At 30.9% G+C, this 13,981-nt stretch carries 16 protein-coding genes; 8 read left to right on the forward strand and 8 right to left on the reverse strand.

Features of this window, described 5'->3' with window-relative positions; translation table 11 throughout:
• Positions 1 to 104 precede the first annotated feature (104 nt).
• Together MODO_RS04165 and MODO_RS04170 are read right to left on the reverse strand one after the other, a co-directional pair.
• Positions 105 to 530 (reverse strand): hypothetical protein, encoded by a 426-nt coding sequence (locus MODO_RS04165; RefSeq protein ID WP_235811650.1) that lies wholly within the window; start codon positions 528 to 530, stop codon positions 105 to 107.
• A gap of 154 nt (positions 531 to 684) precedes the next feature.
• Positions 685 to 930 (reverse strand): hypothetical protein, encoded by a 246-nt coding sequence (locus tag MODO_RS04170; RefSeq protein WP_006258960.1) that lies wholly within the window; start codon positions 928 to 930, stop codon positions 685 to 687.
• Positions 931 to 1,339: 409 nt separating this feature from the next.
• Between MODO_RS04170 and MODO_RS04175 the strand changes: the two genes are divergently transcribed.
• Together MODO_RS04175 and MODO_RS04180 are read left to right on the forward strand one after the other, a co-directional pair.
• Positions 1,340 to 2,077: an OmpA family protein gene (locus MODO_RS04175; RefSeq protein WP_006265225.1), complete on the forward strand. Its 738-nt coding sequence runs from the start codon at positions 1,340 to 1,342 to the stop codon at positions 2,075 to 2,077.
• Positions 2,078 to 2,237: 160 nt separating this feature from the next.
• Positions 2,238 to 2,921 carry a phosphoribosylaminoimidazolesuccinocarboxamide synthase gene (locus MODO_RS04180; protein WP_059050692.1) on the forward strand — a complete coding sequence of 228 codons (684 nt, stop codon included), beginning with the start codon at positions 2,238 to 2,240 and terminating at the stop codon, positions 2,919 to 2,921.
• Between the two features lie 53 nt (positions 2,922 to 2,974).
• On the opposite strand, the gene MODO_RS04185 is transcribed toward MODO_RS04180, so the two are convergent.
• From MODO_RS04185 to MODO_RS04210, 6 genes are all read right to left on the reverse strand, one after another.
• Positions 2,975 to 3,214: a Sec-independent protein translocase subunit TatA/TatB gene (locus tag MODO_RS04185; RefSeq protein WP_006258957.1), complete on the reverse strand. Its 240-nt coding sequence runs from the start codon at positions 3,212 to 3,214 to the stop codon at positions 2,975 to 2,977.
• Positions 3,215 to 3,308: 94 nt separating this feature from the next.
• Entirely contained in the window at positions 3,309 to 4,388 is a 1,080-nt protein-coding gene (locus MODO_RS04190; protein WP_059050694.1) for an alanine racemase, read from the reverse strand.
• 4 nt (positions 4,389 to 4,392) lie between these two features.
• On the reverse strand, positions 4,393 to 4,836 hold the full coding sequence (locus tag MODO_RS04195) for a GNAT family N-acetyltransferase (protein WP_059050696.1): 444 nt from the start codon (positions 4,834 to 4,836) through the stop codon (positions 4,393 to 4,395).
• Between the two features lie 419 nt (positions 4,837 to 5,255).
• Positions 5,256 to 6,374, reverse strand: coding sequence for a GNAT family N-acetyltransferase (locus MODO_RS04200; protein WP_059050698.1), 1,119 nt, complete (start codon positions 6,372 to 6,374; stop codon positions 5,256 to 5,258).
• An 87-nt stretch (positions 6,375 to 6,461) separates the two neighbouring features.
• Positions 6,462 to 7,130 (reverse strand): spermidine synthase, encoded by a 669-nt coding sequence (locus MODO_RS04205; RefSeq protein WP_059050700.1) that lies wholly within the window; start codon positions 7,128 to 7,130, stop codon positions 6,462 to 6,464.
• A gap of 86 nt (positions 7,131 to 7,216) precedes the next feature.
• Positions 7,217 to 7,729, reverse strand: a complete 513-nt coding sequence (locus MODO_RS04210) for a helix-turn-helix domain-containing protein (RefSeq protein WP_039329463.1) — start codon at positions 7,727 to 7,729, stop codon at positions 7,217 to 7,219.
• 304 nt (positions 7,730 to 8,033) lie between these two features.
• Between MODO_RS04210 and MODO_RS04215 the strand changes: the two genes are divergently transcribed.
• The 6 genes from MODO_RS04215 to MODO_RS04240 all read left to right on the forward strand — a co-directional run bounded on the left by MODO_RS04215 (position 8,034) and on the right by MODO_RS04240 (position 13,956).
• Positions 8,034 to 9,185, forward strand: coding sequence for a M14 family metallopeptidase (locus MODO_RS04215; protein WP_069190337.1), 1,152 nt, complete (start codon positions 8,034 to 8,036; stop codon positions 9,183 to 9,185).
• A gap of 88 nt (positions 9,186 to 9,273) precedes the next feature.
• Positions 9,274 to 9,753 carry an Lrp/AsnC family transcriptional regulator gene (locus MODO_RS04220; protein WP_059050702.1) on the forward strand — a complete coding sequence of 160 codons (480 nt, stop codon included), beginning with the start codon at positions 9,274 to 9,276 and terminating at the stop codon, positions 9,751 to 9,753.
• Between the two features lie 149 nt (positions 9,754 to 9,902).
• On the forward strand, positions 9,903 to 10,907 hold the full coding sequence (locus MODO_RS04225) for a metal-dependent hydrolase (protein WP_006258947.1): 1,005 nt from the start codon (positions 9,903 to 9,905) through the stop codon (positions 10,905 to 10,907).
• A 32-nt stretch (positions 10,908 to 10,939) separates the two neighbouring features.
• On the forward strand, positions 10,940 to 11,896 hold the full coding sequence (locus MODO_RS04230; RefSeq protein ID WP_039329467.1) for a hypothetical protein: 957 nt from the start codon (positions 10,940 to 10,942) through the stop codon (positions 11,894 to 11,896).
• A gap of 119 nt (positions 11,897 to 12,015) precedes the next feature.
• A complete protein-coding gene (gene kynU, locus MODO_RS04235) occupies positions 12,016 to 13,305 on the forward strand; it encodes a kynureninase (protein WP_039329470.1) in 1,290 nt (429 codons plus the stop codon).
• An 84-nt stretch (positions 13,306 to 13,389) separates the two neighbouring features.
• Positions 13,390 to 13,956 (forward strand): LURP-one-related family protein, encoded by a 567-nt coding sequence (locus tag MODO_RS04240; protein ID WP_039329472.1) that lies wholly within the window; start codon positions 13,390 to 13,392, stop codon positions 13,954 to 13,956.
• Positions 13,957 to 13,981 lie beyond the last annotated feature (25 nt).

Below are 13,981 nucleotides of genomic sequence, written 5' to 3' on the forward strand. Positions count from 1 at the left end.
ACTTCATATCTATTTCATTAGTTCTAAAACTATGCTTTACTCTCTAATTTAGCCCTATTTTGTATAATTACTTTTCATTTATATGTCTATGGTAGAATCTGAGTTTAATTTTTCTTCTTTATTAATTTTATACATGAGGGTTGTTTTTCTAGGCAAGAGGTCCCGTCTGAAGAAGGATAGCAGATAGGGCTATTATTAGGTATAATACAGTTATTACTACTGTATATAAGATACTCACCTTCTACACGTGGTATAGAAACTAAATGAGCAAGAGAAATAAGAGTATAATCCTTACTATTAGAAATAAAATAGTATAGATTATTATGCTTCAAGATAGTTAGTATAGGAGAAGTAATCTTTGAAAAATGAGGAGTAAAGTACTCTTCTATTTCAGCTTTAAGAGCTTTAGGTTTGATTAGGAATTGATAAGATTCATTACCTAAAGAATCTTTAATAATTCTAACAATATTTTTTTCTTGTAGAGTTTTCTTTTGATAGGCAGTGATTGTAGTCTTTTTATTCTGACCCAAACAGTAAAAAGAATATAGAAAAAAAATAAGTAAAAGTCTCATTATTAAAAATTGTATGTGTTTAATAATGAATGCACAAACACTATTCCAGTTTTAAGATAAGGTATGTGTAAAAGGTTAGTAAGGTGTGAAGATCTGTTATCTATAAAACAAGTTAAAACTGGATTAAAAAATATTTTATTCTCCTCTTTTTAAAGAGGAAGTAATTGTACCTATATTTATATATAGGAATGATGACAAAGCCTTTTTCTTTTAGTTTTTTCGATATAGAAGTCGGTAAATTCTTTATAATACATGAGTTCTTTCCTTTTATAGCAGATTCTTTTAGTTGATTTATTATTTTTTTGTATTGATCATTAAGAGCATTTTCTGCAATAATATTTAGTTCTTCCGCTGTCATTAGATTCTTAATTAAATATATTGTATCGCTGTAAAATTATACAAATGATTAAAATAATTCGCAAAAGGTGTTTTTTTTATATTATTTTCATTGATTGTAAGGGATTTTTTATTGAATTCATTATTTAGAAGTATAACTACTAATAATGTTTCTTTTTTGAAAGCGAAATCGATAACAATGACTTTGTAAATTAACAATAAGTGACAACTATGGTGTAATATTTGAGTTTTTTAATCTAAATTAGAATAAATAATGAAATTGTATTTTGTATACTCATTTATTGTTAGGTAAAAAGCAAAAACAAAACATATTGCTCTAAATAAAACAACTATAATGTTAAAAATTATAAAATAAAGTGTAGTTTTGTGTAAGGAGAATAATAATGTTTATTAGTCTATACTAGAATGATATGAAAAAATTACAATTAATAACTTTAGGACTTTCTTTATTTAGTTTTATTTCTGTATCTGCTCAGAAAATAGAGGGTAAGGTATTTGATAAAAAAACAAATAATCCGATAGGAGAAGGAGAAGTAACATTCTTTAATTCATCAGGAGATAGAATAGCTACAGTATATACTTCTGCAGATGGAGCTTATGTTTTCGAACCTAAAAGGATGACAGATATTCATAAGGTATCTACAGCTGCAAAGAATTATAGTAAAGCAGAGGTTCTTTTGAATCAAATGGATAATGGTGTAGTTGCTAATTTTGGATTAACAAGTGTAGTAAGTGAATCTCAAAATAGAGGTAATACAATAGCAAGTGGCGATTATAATACAACTAGAACTTCTAACGTAAACTATGATAGCTCTACATTGCCATCTTTTTATTACGATTTTAATAGTTCTTATTTAAATACAGATAATAAAGCATCAGTGGATGAGATAGTAGCTTATATGTATAATAATCCAGAAGCTAGAGTGAGAGTTCACGTTTATTTTGATACGAGAGGTAATGCTAAATATGATGAGTGGTTAGCTGATAGACGAGCAGATAGAGTTATTAATTATATGGTCATGAAAGGAATTTCTCCGTCTAGATTATTAAAATTAGTTGAAACTGTGTATCAGAATGTGCCTCCTAAAGAAGGTAGTTATAGAAGTGGAGGATCAGAAAGTAGAAGATGTGATTTCGACCTTATTTAAGGGATAAGTATAAATATAAAAGCTGGAAGTATTCATTACTTCCAGCTTTTTTTATGTTGTTTAGTTTTAGACATAGCTACTATAAATAAAGTTTCTGAAAAATCGTTGGAGTTGGGACATTTGTCTTATTTTTGAGCTTTAATAACAACACTAACACACAATGACATTAAAGTATCAAGGAAAGACTAAAGATGTATATAGTCTATCAAACAATCAAGTTCTTTTAAAGTTTAAAGATGATGTAACAGGAGAAGATGGTGTATTCGATCCAGGTGCAAATACAGTAGGTTTAACTATCGATGGAGCAGGTAAGAGTGGATTGAAAATGACAAAACACTTCTTCGAAGTTTTAGCACAAAAGAATGTTCCTACACATTATGTTTCGGCTGATATAGAAGATGTATCGATGATTGTAAAAGAAGCTATACCATTTGGTAAAGGATTAGAAGTAATCTGTCGTTACAGAGCAGTAGGAAGTTTCTTTAGAAGATATGGCGCTTATTGTACAGAAGGACAACAACTAGATAGCTTCGTAGAAGTAACCATTAAAGATGATGAAAGAGCTGATCCAACTATTTCTGACGATGCATTAGAAATGTTAGGTATATTGTCAAAAGAAGAATATGCAATTTTAAAATCTCGTACTAAAGAGATTTGCCAAATTATAAAGGATGAATTAGCTACTAAGAATCTAGAGTTATATGATATCAAATTAGAGTTTGGAAGAGATAAAGCTACTAATGATATTATCTTAATAGACGAGATTTCTGGTGGTAATATGAGAGTGTATAAGGACAATGTCTACATCGCTCCATTAGATTTAGAAAAAGAGTTTTTAAAATAAGAGAAAATAAAAGAGGGATATTATTATAATATCCCTCTTTCTGCTTAAAACCTTTATTTAATAGGTTCATTTGTCGATTCAACATTGCTTTTTTGCTCTTGAGCATTCTCATTTGCAATAGCATTAGTTGTATTTGTTTCTCTTGTAGCTTGTTTGAATTCTTTAATTCCTGTTCCAAGTCCCTTCATTAATTCTGGAATTTTCTTTCCACCAAAAAGTAATAAAGCTATTGCAACAACAACTATTAATTCAGATGGAGCTACTCCGCCTAATGGTATAATTGTTGAAACCATATTGTAAAGATGTTTTGATTGAGGAAAACAAATGTAATTAAGAGAATTCTTAATAAATTTTTTTTAACACGAATTTAATTTAAGAATAATGGAATTACTCCTTGGTGATTACTCTTTTATCAACATAATTAGAATTCATAATTCTAAGAATTCCCATATAGCTCATATGAAATGAGATTGTGTCACCCACTTTTAAGTTCTCTGGGTTATCTCCTAGGTCCATGACCATCATATCAGAACTAGACCCAACGAATTGCTGTTTAGCATTGATAGGTGTAATGTGGTCTTCTTCTATATCTAATAATCCTAAGTCTATAATCGCTCTATAATTCACACTATTTTCCCATTCTGGTGCTAACTCTACTTTCTCTCCTGTCATTTTCAATCCGATTTCTCCTTCAGGCATCATCGGCTTTTCATATAGCTCAATAATTTCTGCATGAAGCATAAAGATATTTTGTTCAAAATCAGAATAAGCTACATTGTCATAGGCATTGGTTCCCATAAATAAGGTCTCTCCAATTCTAAAGTGATTAATAGCTGTAGGGATCGTGTCATTTAAGATTAAAGGAAGCGTTACAGATGCACCACCAGATAGATAGGGGATCCTTTTTTTAAATTTGAGTTCCAGGAGGTCTCTAAATAGCGTTAGCTGTATTAGTTTATCATTATTAGGCAATACGCCGTACATGCAGGTAAGATTAGTACCTAGCCCAATAATATCTATGTTAGGTAGTTCAAAGACTTGGCTGTAGAAGTCTATTAGTTCTTCTCTCAGAACACCTTCTCTTAGCTCTCCAAGTTCTACCATAATAACAATTTTATGTACAATATTTTGACGCTTGGCTTCTTCAGAAAGAAGTTTTATCGTCTCTAGCTCTGTATTAAAACTGATATCTGCGTACTCAATAATCTCTTCAATACTACCGTTAGGGGCAGGTTTTATATAAATGGTTTCAACTGTAGGATCAATTTGTTTGATCATTCTTAAGTTAGAAACTCTAGAATCACATATTTGTTGAGGGTTTAATGCTAAAACCTCTCTGAGGAAGGTCTCATCACCACAAAGTAATTTACCTACAACAGCCCAGTGTATTTCTTTCTCCTGAAATAGAGCATCTAGCTTGTTGTAATTATGTTTTAACTTACTTTGATTTAATGTTATATAAGCCATCTTCCTATTTTGTTAATCTCATTTCTATATATTTTTTCTCAAAGCCTTTTCGTTCATATAAGTTTTGAGCAGGATTATCTTTATCTACATGTAGTGCAATAGAGCCATGAGCTTCCTGTTTTAATCTATCTATTAATTGTCCGCCTAGACCTTGACCACGTACACTAGAGTCTATCGCGATATAAACAAGAATATGTTCAGGGATAAATCCTCCCATTAAGGTGTCTAATAAGACTGTAATACCAACAATCTTTTCTTCTTGATTTTTGGCAACTAATACAAATCCTCCTGGTTTATTGTCATAAGAAAGAGCGTAGTGAATTGCTTTTTCTATATCTTGTTTCTCGTCTCCATATTGTTCTAAATGAAGGTATAGAAAATCAACATATTCTTTGATTTGTGATTCGTTTGTAGAGGTGTGTTTGTCTATTTTATGAATTGAAAGCATAAAAAAATGTTTATATGCTTATTTAGGCTTTACAGAAAAGATGAAGACAAAATAGAAAAGGTAAAAACCTTTGATTTGAAAGTAAAAAAATAGAAACAAATATTGTGTTTCTATGGAATATCTCTTTTAATAAAATAGCTAAATAAGCTTGATTAAATAAATTTGATTTTTGTAAAAATACAAAAAGTTTGATGTTTTGACAAGTTTAAATAGAGTTTGTTGAGAAAAAGTAATTTTAATTGAATGTAATTGCGCTTTGTTTTTATAAATAAAAGTAGGGGCAATACCTTTATTATAAAGGGTTTAGTAATGATTTAGTAAGAGAGATAAATAATAAAACAAATGATGCTGATTATCAGACGATTTTAAAGTTAATTAATAAAAAAAGACTAATAGTGAGTTCTATTAGCCTTGTATATTTATTGAATATCTAGTCGATATGTTTTGCGTTCTTTGTGAATCTCTGGGTTTAACTGTTTCCAAAGTTGTTGAATTTTATTGTTTTCAACCAATAGAGGATTAGTCTCGACAAATGTGATATTGTGTTTTGAAAAACACTTGTATATCTCTTCAAAAATTATTGCAGTAACTCCTTTATTTCTATATTCAGGATCTACACCAATTAAATAAAACTCTGCGTGACTGTTTTTCTTAATAGCTTGTAACAGATGCCAAAAACCAAAAGGGAAGAGTTTTCCGTTAGCCTTTTGGAATGCTCTAGAGAAAGAAGGCATTGTAATGGCAAAAGCAATCATTTTATTATTTTCATCCATAATACAAGAGATATAGTCTGGATGAATAAACTGTAGGTATTTCTTTTTATAGTGCTCTACTTGAAAAGGCTCTATAGGTACAAAGCTTTGTAAGTCTGCATAAGTCTTGTTTAATAGAGCAAACATTTCATCAACATAAGGCATTAGTTCTTTAATCGTTTTGAACTCTAGTACTTTTACATTGTATCTCGTTTTTATAAGAGAAGACATTTTGTCTATTTTCGGTTTATCAAATTTAGAGATATCGAGTTTGTATTCAATCCATTCAGCCTCAGGTTTAAAACCAAGTTGTTGCATATGTTGTGGATAATACTCGAAGTTGTATAATCCTATCATGGTTGCTATATAATCAAACCCTTTAGTCAGCATTCCTGCTTTATCCATATTAGAGAATCCCATAGGGCCTTCTATATATTCCATATTTTGGCTTTTACCGAATGCGATAACAGTGTCTATTAAAGCTTTTGTCACTTCAATATCATCAATCATTTCTAACCATCCGAAGCGCACTTTAGGCTTGTGTAAATCTTTTACTTCTGTCCAATTGATACAGCAAGCAACTCGTCCTACAATTTCATTGTTTTTATAAGCTAGGTAAAAGTGAACGTCTACAGTCTTGAAGATATCATTGTTTCTATCAAAACTTTTGATCTCTTCTTTAATCATAGAAGGAACCCAGTACTTATTGTCTTTATATAGTTTAAAAGGGAACTTAACGAATTCTTTAATTTCTTGATTCGTTTTAGCTTCTCTAATTTCAATCATTTTGTTTCGTTTTTTAAACTCAGGATTACAAAGATACTTATTTGTAATATTAGAAAAACAAGGTTTGTCTAATTAAAAGTACAGTTGTTATAGTAGTTTCTTGATAGTAAGGAGTTCGTTATACTTTTGTTGTTTAGGATAAGACCGAATAGAATAGTTTTCTTTAGGAAATAAAGTGTAAAAATGCTCATTACGAGTCTCATCTTCTTTTGTCAGTACTATGGTATTGAATAATATGAAACCTTTTGGGTTTAGTAATTCTTGTAGCCTCTCAACAAAATAACGTTCAAATAAGAAGTCGGGCATTCTTGCATCTTGGAAGATATCTATGATGATTAGATCATACTGTTCTTTAGAACGCAAGACAAATTCAAAAGCATCTATGTTGTGAATAACGTGGTTAGTGTTGTACTTTTCGATATCAAAGTACTTTTTACCAATAAATAGAATAGCTTCATCTAGCTCAACACTATCAATGGCATTTTGGTATTTTACTTCATCTCTTAATGTTTTGAGAACTCCACCTGCTCCAAGACCAAGGATAAGCACCTTGTTCATTTTTTTGATTTTCTCAAAACCTATAAAACTAAGCCCATTCTTTAGTACTTTTTCTAGATTACCGTAAGAGTAGTTGGTGTGTTTAGTATCTACTACTAGATGTCCATCAATCCAAGTTACTTCTAATTGTTGACTAACTTTTGAGGGAATTTTCTTTTCTATAACTGGGGTAAAATAACTTAGGATTTTCTTTATCATTTTTTTCTAGCTCAACTTTCCTTCAAAGATAAATCAAATATTAGATACCTAAAACGGCAATTTTTACTAGGTGATATGGATTAGAATTATCGCGGTTTAAATTGACTAAATGTTCCATCTTTATAAAAAATAATCACCTGTTCAATCTCTCCTTTATTAGATCCTAAAGCAAAATGAGGGAGAATATTTTCAGTACTATTTTCTTCTTTTTGGTCGTGAATAGAGGTGGTTTTTTCCGTTGTTATTTCTTCTTTTTTCTCTACAAAACTTGGAGCTAATTCTTCTTCTTTTTCAGCCGAAAAAAGATCAGTTGAGTAAGGAGTGGTCATTGGAGTAGAAGGAGGAGTTTGGATAATTTTAGTGATAGTAGTGGTATTGTCTTTCTCTAAATAGTTACCCGTTCCTTTGATTAACCATTCCAAACTTAGCTCAGGAAAAGCTTCGTTTACTTTTAAAATAAAGTCTAAACTAGGTTTATTTCTACCTGACAAAAGGTGAGATAAACTAGACCTTTGAACACCAACTTTGTCTGCAAAAGAAGAGGCAGAGTAGTCATAGTTGTGAAGTATAAATTCAAGTCTGTTTACAAAGTTATCCATAGCATTTTGTTTATAGAAGTAAATAGTTATAGTGTTTACAAATGTAATATTGTTTATAATATTACAAATGTATACATATTTAGAATTGTAAACAACACTAAAGTTTATGTTTAAGTAATAATATATAAAGTACTTATAAATAATTAAGTAGCTAGCATTGTTTAATTTTGTAAACTTCTAAAGTGTTGCTGATGGTAGTTATGGTTTAAGTATGTTACTTTTGTAAACAAAGAGTTACTTTAAATTGTTTACAGATGTAAAAGATAAGTTATTTACATTTGTAACATCATATAATAATAGAGGGATGAACTATAACTTTTTAGTAGATAACTATACCAATAAATGTGTGTCAGGTAGATATGTGACAGCTGACATGATTGTTGATTTTTTAAATGACTTAAACCTAAACTTCAAGGTTGAGGAGAAAGGAAAATCAGTAGAAGGAAGATTGATAAAAACGATAACATGGGGTGTTGGTAGCACGCGTATTTTTATGTGGTCTCAGATGCACGGAAATGAATCTACAACAACAAAAGCAGTATTAGATTTTCTTCTTTTACTCCATCAAGAAAAAGAGAGTTTCATTAAAGAATGGTATGCTAAATTTACCTTTTATATAGTGCCTATTCTGAACCCTGATGGAGCACATTATTATACTCGAGTAAATGCAAATCAGGTAGACCTTAATAGAGACTCTATTGACCTTAGTCAACCAGAAAGTAAATTGCTTAGAACTTTATTAGAAGAGTATAAACCAGACTATGCATTTAACCTACATGATCAGCGAACAATATTTGGGGTAGGAGAGACTGGGAAACCTGCTACAGTTTCTTTTTTAGCTCCTTCTTATAATATGGAAAGAGAGATTAACGATAATCGCTTAAAAGCAATTAAATTAATCGTGTCAATGAACAAAGAACTTCAAAAGGTAATTCCAGGACAAGTAGGAAGGTTTGATGATGGGTTTAATATAAATTGTATTGGAGATTATTGTCAATCACTAGGTATACCAACCATATTATTTGAAGCAGGACATTATCCTGAGGATTATATAAGAGAAGAAAGCAGAAAGATTATATTTAGAAGCTTACTAGTGGTAGTTTCTGAGATATTTTCTTCAAATTATGAGAATAATACAGTAGATTCCTATTTTAGTATTCCAGAAAACAGTAAAAACTTCAATGATATAGCTATTGAATTTGTCAAACTTAAAGAAACTGACGAGGATTATATTGTGAAAATCCAATATTTAGAGCAATTAGAAGAAGATAATGTTAAACTTTATCCTATAATTGTTGATATTATTAAAAAAGAGAGTAAATTTGTCCATCATCGTATAAAAGAAAATCTCTTTTTTAAAGAAAGTATTGAAAATATTGATGAAGTACTAGATAAAAGATTAACTGAGGTTATTGATTTAAAGGCTGAAGAGGTTAATTATTTATTAAAAAAATAATAAAATTTATTTTTTTTTCAGAAAATCCAAATTTTATTTAGTATTATTGTACAGAATTATAGATTATAATAAGATAAATAATTGATTTATGAGTAAATTTCGTTTAGATGAAATCGATCACCAAATCCTAGATATGTTGATTGACAATACGAGAGTTCCTTTTGCAGATATAGCAAAAAAACTATTAATCTCTGCAGGTACTGTTCACGTTCGTGTTAAGAAAATGGAAGATGCAGGAATTATCCAAGGTTCTTCTTTAACATTAGATTATGAAAAATTAGGATATGCTTTCATCGCATATATTGGAATCTTCTTACATAACACGTCACAAACTAAGTTTGTATTAGAGCGTATTAATGAAATTCCTTTCGTAACTGTAGCGCACGTAACTACAGGTAAGTTTAACGTGTTCTGCAAAATTAGAGCGAAAAACACACGTCATGCAAAAGAAGTTATTTACATGATTGATGATATCGAAGGAGTTTACAGAACTGAATCAATGATTTCTCTAGAAGAAAGCATCAATGATAAAAAACGTTTAATGCATACAATCTTTAAAGAACTTTAAGATTAGAATGTATATCACATATAAAAGAGAGTATCTACTAGATACTCTCTTTTTTTGTATTTATATGGGATAGAGAGTATAAAAATGTCAAGCTGTGATTAGGTTTATAGGGTATCTTTTCTTTTTATTTGTATTTTTGAAAAAAAACCATGGACTCATTAACACAAATCATACTAGGTGGTGCGGTTGGAAATGCTATTGTAGGTCGTAAGATAGGCAATAGGGCAATTCTTTATGGAGCAATAGCAGGTACTATACCTGATTTAGATATTTTGTCTGTTTTTTTTACTGATCCTATCACAGCTGTAGAAGTACATCGTGGGTTCACACATTCTATTCTATTTGCTTTTTTGGGAGCTATTTTGTTCGGTTATTTACTCTATTTTATAGAGAAAAAGAATAAAGTAACTTACGAAGAGGGGTTTTGGCTTTTCTTTTGGGGGTTCTTTACACATGCTCTCTTAGATATGTTTACCACATGGGGCACTAGGCTGTTTTGGCCTCTTGATTACTCTTTTGCATTCAAGTCTATCTTTGTGATAGATCCTTTATACACTTTACCGTTTGCATACTTTTTGGTGCGTTCAATGCGAGAGAAGTCAAATTTAGACAAAAGAATGTTTTATAATAGAATGGGGTTCTATGTAAGTTCATTCTATCTATTTATTACATTAATGCTTAAGGCATTCGCTTTTTACAGTTTTACCGACGCATTAGATCGCCAAGGAATTAAGTACACAGAAATGTCTGTAAAACCTACAGTGATGAATACTATCCTTTGGAATGCTATTGTAGAAACAAAAGATTCTTTTTTAATAGGAGAGTACTCTTTCTTTGATAAGTCTCCTATTACCTTTCAGGAGTTTCCTAAAAACCACACTCTTATAAAGTCTTTAGAGAGTCACCCACTAATTGTACGCTTAGTAAAGATTAGTGAAGGATATTATACTTTTTCTGAAAAGAAAGATGAAGTCTATTTCAATGATTTGCGCTTTGGTCTGTTGAAAAATGAAGGAGAAGAAGTGCAGTTTGCTTTTAGTTATAGATTCTACTTAGATGATAAAGGAGAGCTACAAGTAGAAGAAGTGAAAAAAGAGAGAAAAGATGGTTTTAAATTATTGAAAAAGCTATGGTTTAGACTCCAAGGAGTATAACTAAATGATAAAAACTTATTATTCTTTTACCTATGTCAGCTTATCAAAAACATTTTATTCATATTATTTCAGAACAACTGCCGGAGGGAATAAAGCTAGTTGATTTTATCTCTGAGCTAATTCATTTAGGTAAGGAAGCTTGTTATAGAAGAATCAGAGGAGAAGTGGAGTTTACCTTGACAGAGGTAGTTACGATAGCAAAAGCAATGAACATTAATCTTACTTCTTTAATTATTAGAGAAGGAGGAGATAAGATTACTTGTAACTTAAGAGTATTAAAGGAGGATACTTTAGAACAAGTTTACATCAGGATGATAGAGGCTGAATTAAACGTTTTAGAGGGGTTTGAACAAAAAAGTAGACATACACTTCACATGGTGTGTAAAGAGCTTCCAGAGCTTCTGTATTTAGCTTCAGATAACCTGATGAAGTTGCGTTTAATGAAAATAGAATTAAACCAAGGGGTTTTAATACCGACAGCGTTTAAAAAAATTGAGATAACCTCAGCTATCAAAAGAATTCAACAACGATATTGGCAAGCTTTACATGACTTTAAACTCACTGTGTACTTAGGTCCTGATATATTAAATACATTGGTATACGATATCTTGTATTTTTATAAGATCAATACACTAACAGAAGAGGATAAAACACTAATACAAAATGAACTTAATGAAGTAATAGATCTACTTAGCTTGATAGGAAGCACAGGGAAGTATAAGAATAAAGAGATAGAGCTTTATCTGTCTTATTTAGGATTAGATATTTCTCATAACTATTTAAAATCTGATGGATTAGAAGCAAGTGTAGTACATCTAAGTAGTCCAAATAGTATTTTATCATTTGATCCTGCATTTAATAACGCACAAGAACATCGCATTAACATGATAAAACGGACTTCTACTTTGATTAGTTTGTCAGGAGAACCCGAGAAAGTAGCTTATCTAAACAAGCAGAGAGAGGTTTTAAAAAATATAAAGAGCAAGTAATTGCTCTTTTTTTGTGGGAATAGACATAGATGTTATTCTTTGTTTCGCTATTAGACACAGATTGAAAAGTTCCTTTTCATTTATAGTTGTTATTTGCAGCTAATAAAAATGATGGATCAATGGCAAATAAAGATTTTAAACCAGGCATAGAACAAGCGAAAGCACTTGATAAGGCAGATGTATTATATAGATTTAGAGAAAGATTCTTCCCTTTAGCAGATAATAAGATCTATATGGATGGTAATTCTCTAGGGTTAGCGTCTAAGGATGCAGAGCAAGCTTTGTTACAAGTGATGGAGGTATGGAAAAGTGAAGGTATTCTAATTTGGAATGTAGAGAGTGGACATTACTTTAACTATGGTAAGAATCTAGGAAATAGAGTAGGTCGTTTGATTAATGCACAGGAGAATGAGGTAATGATTACAGCTAATACAACGCTTAATATACACCAGGTTATAGCGACATTCTGGAAACCTACTAAGCAGCGTTATAAGATACTTGTAGATGATTTAAACTTCCCGACAGATAGATATGCTGTAGATAGTCAGATAGCATTAAAGGGGATGAAGGTAGAAGAAGTTTTAAAAGTAGTAGAGAGTAGTGATGGAGTGTTCATTGATGAGGATGCGGTGATAGAGGCGATGACCCCAGATGTAGCAGTGATTTTATTGCCTTCTGTATTGTACAGAAGTGCTCAACTCCTAGATATGCAACGCCTAACGAATGAAGCGCATAAACGCGGTATATACATTGGTTTTGACTTATGTCACTCTATTGGAGCAGTAGCACATGATTTTGACTTAATTAATCCAGATTTTGCTATCTGGTGCAATTATAAGTATCTATCAGCAGGTCCTGGTTCTACAGCAGGTCTTTATATCAATAAAAAACATTTTAATAAATCAGTGGGACTTGCAGGTTGGTTTGGAAATAAAGACGAAACACAGTTCCAACTAAAGCATGAGTTCGAACAAGCTTCTGATATAACAGCCTTTCAGACAGGTACACCGAATATCTTCTCGATGGCTCCTCTGGAAGGAGTATTAAATATATATGAAGAAGCGGGAATGGAGCATATTAGAGCAAAGTCATTAAACTTGACAGCTTATATGATGTATCTCATCGATACCCGACTAAGACTGTATGGATATTCGTATAACAATGAAACAGAGGATTATAAGCGTGGAGGACATGTGGCATTAGTCCATGATGAAGCTTATAGAATTTGTTTAGCCTTAAAACATCATAATATTATTCCTGATTATAGAGAGCCTAATGTTATTCGTCTTGCTCCTATAGCATTGTATAATTCTTATCAGGAAGTCTATAAGTTAATCGAAGTATTAGAAGTAATTGGTCAAGAACAGCAATGGAATAATTTTAGCAATCAAAGAGCAATAGTTATTTAATTTAATATAAAGAAAGACGTTTCAATAGTATTTGGAGCGTCTTTTCTTTTTACTTTTACAATAGAATTAGAAATTGTTTACTGAATGATTATTGATATTAATCAACATAAAATCTCTATTGGGAGTCATTATGACATATTTATTGATGGAGAAAAGATGTATTATGGAAAGCAAAAGCTTTTTAAGTTGTTTGCAGAAGTGAATTTGTTTGCAGAAACAACCAATGAACAAGCCTTTAAGGTCAAAAAGAAGTTCTTTCTGTTGTATCCTACCTATGTATTAACTGATAGTCAAGGAAAAGAAGCTACATTAGAGATGAAGTCCTATTGGAAGACTCATTATCAATGTACTTACCAACATAAAGTATATGATATCTATGCACATCGAGGGCGCAAGTGTTCTGTTTTTATAAATGGAAAGCAAGTAGCATGGTGGGATAAGCAGGCAGTGTCTTGGTTTGATGGAGATAATTATCAAATTATAGCGGATGATGATGTGAATGCAGAAGTGCTGATTGCTTGTTGTTTAGCTTATGATAACTATACTTATAAATCTCAAGATAAAGGTGTGTTTAATTATGATCTAGGTAACTTAATCTTTCAAAACAGAAGTTTTGATAAACAGTGGAAACCTAACAATAAAAATAAATAAAGCATTTTAGGATAAAAAGGCTCTT

Origin of the sequence: Myroides odoratimimus (assembly GCF_001485415.1) — a bacterium.
In the GTDB taxonomy this organism is placed as follows: Bacteria; Bacteroidota; Bacteroidia; order Flavobacteriales; family Flavobacteriaceae; genus Flavobacterium; species Flavobacterium odoratimimum.